Source organism: Deinococcus sp. Arct2-2 (assembly GCF_004801315.1).
Taxonomy (GTDB): domain Bacteria; phylum Deinococcota; class Deinococci; order Deinococcales; family Deinococcaceae; genus Deinococcus.
In genome coordinates this window covers 40,563-46,872 of the sequence record NZ_SSNW01000041.1, presented here as the reverse complement: position 1 = coordinate 46,872, position 6,310 = coordinate 40,563, and the positions used below count along the sequence as shown (strand labels likewise).

Here is a 6,310-nt window from a genome sequence, read left to right as displayed (position 1 = left end):
CAGCAGAACGCAGTTCCTACCTGATTCTCAGCTTTCCAGACAGTCTCTCATACGAAGTTAAAATGAATCCCTTGCATTGGGCGGGTACGCCGCCGAAACGCCCCCTCACCCCGCTGTTTCACAGCGCCCCTCTCCCACAGGTGGAGAGGGAAAAATCACATGTACGGGAGTCTTTTTAATTCCGTATATAGGGTCTAGGGTCGAAGGGTCTAAGAAAGGACTAGGGCAAATCACGCCTCTGCTTGGTGACTCACAGCCAAAGAACAAGAAGACAAGCCCAGACGACTTGTCCTCCCCTGCCGTCCCAGCTCAGTTCAAGATAATTCGCGCTTCGTTGGGGCGCAGGGCGGCTGCACTGTCCGGCACATCGTTCAGACTGCTCAGGACGGTTTGGCCTGCCATGCCCGCCACGTCCCGCACTTCTGCACCGAAGTTCAGCAGGACGGTCAGGCGTTGGCTGCCTTCTGTGCGCTGGAAGGCAAAGACATCGTTGTGGGCGGTGTCTAGGCTGCGGTAGTCGCCGCCCAGCAGCACCGGATACTCACGGCGCAGCTTGGTCAGGGCACGGAAATAGTTCAGGTCGCTGTGTGGGTCGTCTTGCTGGGCCTGCACGTTTACCGTGTCGGCATCGGAGGCGAGGGGCAGCCAAGGCGTCACGCCTGCGGGGGCGAATCCGGCGTTGGGGCCAGCTTGCCACTGCATCGGGGTGCGTTCGGGGTCGCGGCTCGCGCTGGGCACGTCCGGCTGTTGCAGGCCCGCCGGGTCAACCATTTGCTCCAAGGGAATGGCTACGTTTTCCATGCCTAGTTCATCGCCGTAGTACACGGTGGGCGTGCCGCGCAGGGTCAGCAGCAGGGTTTGGGCCACGCGGTACTGGGCCGCCCCCACCCGCGACTTGAAGCGGTGCTGGTCGTGGTTGCCGAGCACCCAGTTGGGCCACGCGCCCGCCGCAAGACTGGCCGCGTCGTAGCTGTCGGCAAAGGCTCGCACCTCATTCGCAGTCCAGGGCAGCAAAATCAGGTGAAAATTGAAGGGCAGGTGCACCATCTGGGCGTCGGGCGTGCCGGAATAGGGCAGTAGGCGGTCTATGGGCAAGTAGATTTCGCCCACCATCATTCGGTCATCGAATTCGTCCAGCACGCGGCGCATCTCGCGGATGTACTCGTGCGTTTCAGGCTGGTCTTGGGTATAAGGATGCTCCAAGCGCCAGTGATCGGGCTGGCCGGGCTGCCAGTTGGGGTTTTCCGGCTCGTCCAAATATCGTTCGTCTTCGGCCAACAGCCAGATCACATCCACCCGGAAGCCGTCCACGCCGCGCCGCATCCAAAAGCGCAGCACATCGAACATGGCGGCCCGCACATCGGGGTTGCGCCAAGTCAGGTCGGGCTGGCTGGGCAAAAACTGGTGGAGGTAATACTGGCCGCTGGCTTCGTCCAGTGTCCACGCGGGGCCAGCAAAAAACGACTTCCAGTTGTTGGGCGGGCCGCCGTCTGGCGCAGGGTTTTGCCACACGTACCAGTCTCGTTTTGGGTTGTCGGTGCTAGAAATGGCTTCCTGAAACCACGCATGATCCGAACTGCTGTGGTTGGGCACGTAGTCCAGCATAATTTTTAGGCCCAAGCGGTGCGCCTCGGCCACCAGCGCGTCAAAGTCGGCCAATGTGCCAAACAGTGGGTCTATATCGCAGTAGTCGGCCACATCGTAGCCAAAGTCGCGCATGGGGCTGGTAAAAATGGGCGACAGCCACACCGCCTCCACGCCGAGGCTGGCAATATACGGCAGCCGCGCCGTAATACCCGGCAGGTCGCCCACGCCGTCGCCGTTGCTGTCTTGATAGGAGCGGGGGTAGATCTGGTAGATGATGCCGTGTTGCCACCACTTCAGTTCACCCGTCAGCGTCGCTTCGCCAGCCTGTGGAGCCTGTGTCATAGGAGAAATCCTAGCAGGAATGGCGGGAAGTCTGAATCGTTTCAGAAAGGAAGTCTAGACAAAGGGACGTGAGTGTCGGTTGTGTTGCGTGGGTGGGGTCTAAGCGAGGTCAAGGGCATTCGCGTTGCTCACTTCCCCTCACCCCGCTGCGGTGCAGCGCCCCCCCTCTCTTCGAGCTGTTCCAGTCCCGCAGGGGGCGAGGGCGAAAGGCAAGGGCTAGGAGTTTAGGCTGTTTGCTCCCTCTCCCTTGAGGGGGGAGGGTTGGGGAGGGGGTGAATGAGCGCAGCGATTGCCCTTCGCCTTTCCTTAGACCCTCAGACGTTCTAAGCGCCATCCCCAATGCCCATTCAGTTCGCTGGCGTGTCGCTCCCCAGCCGCACCGTCACGTCTGCGCCGCCCGCACTTTTGGATGCAGTTTGGCTGTTTTCTATCCGTCCGTAGCCCACATCTTGTAGCACCCGCGCCGCCGCCGTGCCTGACGCCGTGGTAGTGGCCGCGCTGCCCAGTGCCGATGAAATACTGACGTTTTGGTAGCCCATGCCCTCCAGCTTTTCCTTGAGGCGGCGGGCGCTGCCGTCGGGGGCAGCCACATTCACCACAGCGATATTCAGGGTGCGTGGGTCGTTGGGATCGCGGAAATGTTCGGCCACAAGGGTACGCAGGGCGCTGCGGTTCGGAATCCAAGTGCCGCCGCCGCCAAAGTCGCCGGGCAGGGTGTGCATGGCCACCGTTGGCCCACTCAGCGCCCCGCCCAGCAGCGCCCCCACCTGTGCGCGGGACAGGTTGGATTTCACGTTGGAGTTCAGCGCTCCCACGATGCCCGGAATGCGCCACACGTTCATGGGGCTTTTCAGTTTGCCCGTAAAAGCGGTCAGGAAGGTTTGTTGCCGCGCCACACGTCCTATATCGCCTAAGCCGTCTTTGCGGAAGCGGAGGAATCCTTCGGCCTGTTCACCGTTCAGATGTTGCCGTCCCGGTTGCAAATCAATGTGCAGTTTGCCCGCCGTATCGTCGTATTTCATGCGCTGGGCCACATCTAGGGTCACGCCGCCCGCCGCATCGGTCATCGAGCGTACCGCGTGCAGGCTCAGCAGAGCGTAGGCGTCTACGTTTATCCCGGTCAGGCTTTCCACCGCCGAAACCAGCATGTCGGGACCACCATGAACGTTCGCGCCGTTAATTTTGCCGAAGCCCCAGCGCGGGATGTTCAGCCAAGTATCGCGCGGAATGCTGAGCAGCTGGGCGCTGCCATCGGGCCGCAGTTGCGCCAGCATGAGCGTATCCGTCGCGCCACCGTAATCCTCGGGTATGGCTGGATAGGGCCACACCGCGCTCGGAGGATATTTGGGCGCTACGCCTGCCAGCAATACCGTGACCGGAGCGTCGGCCTTGCGGGGCAGCGTGCCGTAGCGGGCGAGGGCCGGAACAGCCGGAGAGCAGAGGGCCACAGCCCCCGCCAGAGCAACAAGAACAACCACACCAAAGCGCACAGGGCGAGTGTAGCGGGCGCAGGGCCGCCGCGCCAACATCCCAAAGATGCAGTGCTGTAGGGGGAATGGCAGTCAGTTGGGTGTGCGTCTAGTTGGCTGGGTGGTGAGGGTCAAAGGGTCTATGGTCTAAGAAGGGATGGAGGCTGAGCTTTTGCCCTCCCTTTGACCCTTAGACGCCTTTCCAATCCCCTCATCTCATTCGTTCAGCAAACTCAGTCCATACGCCGTATACGCCGCCTCGTCGCTCGGCGGGTGCGTCAGGCCAGCGCGGGCGTCTCTGAGCAGGCGCTCCAGCGGCAGCGCAGGCGTCAGGGCCGCGCCCCCCGCTGTTCTAACGGCCAAGTCGGTGGCATTTACGGCGGCGTTGGTGGCGTAGGCTTTGGCCGCACCAATCAGAGGCACGGAGGCGCTGTTTGGGTGGGCGTCCCAGTGTTGCGTTGCAGAGTGCAACAAGGCGCGGGCGGCGTGAAGTTCGGCGGCAATTCGGCCCACCTGTTCCTGAACGCGGGGCAGGGTGGCAATCGGCGCTCCTAGCGCGGTGGGGGTACGCTGGCGGGCATAGGCGATCAGGGCGTGCAAGGCGGCCCAGCCGACTCCCAAATAGGTGGCGGCGATGGCTGTCCAGAACCACGCAGCGCTGGCCGGATGCCCGCTGCTGGGGGGCGCGTGTAAGCGGGCCGCTGCACCGCCGAACACCACGTCATGGCTGCCGCTGCCGCGCAACGCCAAAGCGCCCGTCCACGTCGGCTCTATCGTCACGCCCGCCGCCTTCAGGTCTACCCAAAAGCGCCCGACTTGCCCATCCGGTGTGGCGGCGTTCACCAGCGCAAAGTCCAGCGCCCGCGCTCCGGTGGCCCACGTTTTGCGCCCGCTGATGCTCCAGCCACCCAGTGCTGATTCATGAGGGCCGTCCGGCGTCGCGGCAGTCCGGGGCAAGCCGCCGCGAGAAGGGCTGCCCAGTTCGGGTTCACTGGCAAGGGCATTCACCAGCTTTCCGGCAAGGCTGGCGTCTGCGAGAGCGTTCAGCAGGTCATCCGGTAAGGTGCGCCCCCCGAACGCCGCGCCCACGATATGCCCGTGCATCGCCAAAATCAGGGCCAGCCCCGCGCCCGCCTCGCCCAATGTGGCCTGTGCTGCTGCAAACTGTGTCAGGCTCGCGCCTAAGCCGCCCTCTGCGGTGGGTAGGGTCAGGCGGGTGTAGCCGCTGCGGCGTAGGGCTTCGGCAGCGCCCTCGGTCACGTCCTGCGCGGCTTCGCACTCTTCGGCGTGTTGGGCTATGGCCTGCGCCGCCCGCACCGTTACGGCTTGTTGCTCGGCGGTCAGGTGGGCGGTGGGGGAGAGGGTGGAGGCAGTCATAGGCCAAGTGGTCACAGGCCAAGCTATCCCGTCAGACACAGCGCCGACAGTTCTTTTCCAGACAGATGGCCCGCCGCGCCGCCCATCTCGCCACACTTCCAAGAGGCGAAGGTGCAGGCCAGCCGCAGCGATTCCCATGCAGCGTGTCCACCGAAATAGGCCCACACGAAGGCCGCAAGCAGCGCATCCCCGGCACCGTTGGTAGTAATAATGGGGCGGGTGAATACGGTGGGCTGATGGTGCGGAGGCTGCCCACGTTCCGACATCAGCGCCCCATCAGCGCCCAGAGAAATCACGATCACTCCCGGGTCACACCTTTCGCGGTAGGCCCGCAGCGCGTCTAGGGGCGGCAGGGTCAGCCGTTCGGCACTCAGGAACAGCACGTCGGCATGGGCTAAAAAGGGTTGGTCATAAGGGTGCGCTGGGCCGGGAGTCGCCTGTAAGTCGGTCACGATCTGCACGCTCGCCGCCCGTGCCAGTGGCAACAGCGGGCGCGTCCAGCCCACGTTGGTCAGCACGGCCACGTCAGCCCCGGCCAACGCTGACTGGAACGCCTGTGCATCAATTCCCAAGCTTTCCGTTCCCTTCAAATCCCGGTGAATCTGGCGCTGTCCATCTGCCCCCGACAACACCAACGACAAGGGCGTCGCGGGCGTGTGCTGCACACAGGCGCGAATGCCAGCGCGGGCCAATGCCGAACGCACCAGCTCCCCGGCGGTGTCAGTTCCAGCAAAGGTCAACAGACCTGCCTCGGCCCCTAGCCGTGCCAAAGCGTGCGCCACGTTAAACCCCACTCCACTGACGCCCAGCGTCAAACCATCCGAATAAGACGTGTTTTCGGCGTCTGGCAGAGGCAAGACGGGCGTTTGCACATGAAGTTCCGTGTTGGTATTGCCAGCCACCAGCACACGGAGGGGAACAGAATTGGGCACGGCTCAGGCTAGCGCAGCCTTGGCGCTCACCTGCCCCATGACACTTAGCGTAAAACAGAATATACTAGGCTCACTATGTCCTACACTCCGCGTGACTCCACGGCCAGAGACTCCGCCCGCAGCGTCATTCAGGCCCGTTTTCGTGCCAGTGTGGACAGCGATGTAAGTGGACTCACGGCCCAGCACTGCTTCGAGCGCCAACTCCTGACGCCCGATGGTATTCCTGCCGCGCAGCTTTGTATCGGCAGCCATGAGGCCGTGACGCACCTGATCTGGCATTCATTTTCTCCGGCGTGGGAGGGCGTGGTGTACATCTATGACGGCTTCCGCACCGAGCAAAACCGCTACCTGCACGCCAAATTACACCTGACGCTGGCCTTAGCCGCATCGGGCGACGAAGCCACCCCCGGCGTCAAGGCCGCGCTGATGGCCGCCGAACGCGCCCTGTACACCCTTTGGCTGGCATGGGCAGGCCATCAGGCCACCACGACGGACGCTTTGGCGCGGGCTGTGACCGAGTTTGGCGATTTGTAGTGGGAAATAAAGCTGTAAGTGGTGAGTGGGAAAGGCGTGGTGGCCGGATTCTTCTGGTTTTAAGCGGGC

General features: G+C 63.1%; 5 protein-coding genes. 1 reads left to right on the top strand and 4 read right to left on the bottom strand.

Annotation, left to right across the window (positions count from 1 at the left end; genetic code table 11):
* Positions 1-309 precede the first annotated feature (309 nt).
* The 4 genes from E7T06_RS15755 to E7T06_RS15740 all read right to left on the bottom strand — a co-directional run bounded on the left by E7T06_RS15755 (position 310) and on the right by E7T06_RS15740 (position 5,707).
* Complete coding sequence (locus E7T06_RS15755) at positions 310-1,929, bottom strand: alpha-amylase family glycosyl hydrolase (protein WP_136366724.1); 1,620 nt, start codon at positions 1,927-1,929, stop codon at positions 310-312.
* Positions 1,930-2,276: 347 nt separating this feature from the next.
* Positions 2,277-3,419 carry an LCP family protein gene (locus E7T06_RS15750; protein ID WP_240741107.1) on the bottom strand — a complete coding sequence of 381 codons (1,143 nt, stop codon included), beginning with the start codon at positions 3,417-3,419 and terminating at the stop codon, positions 2,277-2,279.
* Positions 3,420-3,614: 195 nt separating this feature from the next.
* Entirely contained in the window at positions 3,615-4,775 is a 1,161-nt protein-coding gene (locus E7T06_RS15745) for an acyl-CoA dehydrogenase family protein (RefSeq protein ID WP_136366723.1), read from the bottom strand.
* Between the two features lie 23 nt (positions 4,776-4,798).
* A complete protein-coding gene (locus E7T06_RS15740) occupies positions 4,799-5,707 on the bottom strand; it encodes a carbohydrate kinase family protein (protein WP_136366722.1) in 909 nt (302 codons plus the stop codon).
* Positions 5,708-5,782: 75 nt separating this feature from the next.
* Here E7T06_RS15740 and E7T06_RS15735 point away from each other — a divergent pair, with 75 nt between their 5' ends.
* Entirely contained in the window at positions 5,783-6,241 is a 459-nt protein-coding gene (locus E7T06_RS15735) for a hypothetical protein (protein WP_136366721.1), read from the top strand.
* Positions 6,242-6,310 lie beyond the last annotated feature (69 nt).